Source organism: Neobacillus paridis (assembly GCF_016765675.1).
GTDB lineage: Bacteria > Bacillota > Bacilli > Bacillales > Cytobacillaceae > Neobacillus > Neobacillus paridis.
The window spans coordinates 1-896 of the sequence record NZ_JAESWB010000332.1 but is presented as its reverse complement, the minus strand read 5'-3'; the positions used below and the strand labels follow the sequence as shown (position 1 = coordinate 896).

General features: G+C 63.2%; 1 protein-coding gene. It reads left to right on the top strand.

Annotation, left to right across the window (positions count from 1 at the left end):
* Positions 1 to 21 precede the first annotated feature (21 nt).
* The gene (locus tag JK635_RS29075; RefSeq protein WP_498043888.1) at positions 22 to 831 is read left to right on the top strand and encodes a sulfurtransferase; all 810 of its coding nucleotides are present in this window, start codon (positions 22 to 24) and stop codon (positions 829 to 831) included.
* The last annotated feature ends 65 nt before the right edge of the window (positions 832 to 896 follow it).

The following is an 896-nucleotide window of genomic DNA, read 5'->3' as shown; positions in this document are numbered from 1 at the left end:
CCCTCCTCACCATTCGTCAACATCGCCGCCTACAAATTCATCACCTTCGACGACACCGTTGAAAAGCGGCCCGCATTCCAGGCCATCTGCGCCGAGCTGGGCCTGATGGGCACCATCCTGCTGAGCCCGGAAGGCATCAACCTGTTCCTGGCCGGCAGCCGCGACGGCATCGACCGTTTCCTGCAATGGCTGCGCGCCGACGCCCGCTTCGCCGACCTGGACGTCAAGGAAAGCTATTCCGACGAGCAGCCGTTCAAGCGCATGCTGGTCAAGTTGAAGCGCGAAATCATCACGATGAAGCATCCGCTGATCAAGCCCGAGCTGGGCCGGGCGCCGGCCGTGACGGCGCCTGATCTCAAGCGCTGGCTCGACCAGGGGCATGACGACGAAGGCCGTCCGGTGGTAATGATGGATACCCGCAATGCCTTCGAAGTCGATGTGNTCCCGGAGGTGGTGGCGCGGCATCGCGACGAGCTGGCCGGCAAGACCGTGGTGACCTTCTGCACTGGCGGCATACGCTGCGAGAAGGCGGCCATCCACATGCACAACATCGGCTACGACCATGTCTATCAATTGGAAGGCGGCATCCTGAAGTACTTCGAGGAAGTCGGCGGCGACCACTATACCGGCGACTGCTTCGTCTTCGACCGCCGTACCGCGTTGAACCCGAAGCTCGAAGCCACGCCCACCGTGCAGTGCTATGCCTGCCGCGCGGTTGTCACGCCGCGCGAGCAGTTGTCGCCGCTGTATGTGTATGGCGAATCGTGCCCGCATTGCGCAAAGCATCAAGGCGAGGCTGAAACCGCCGGGGCGGGCAGCCTGGGCGCCTGAGGCGGCTTGCGGGGCAGCATCAGAATAACGCTTCCTTGCTGCACCGCTGCCGCTGCATCCCTTTC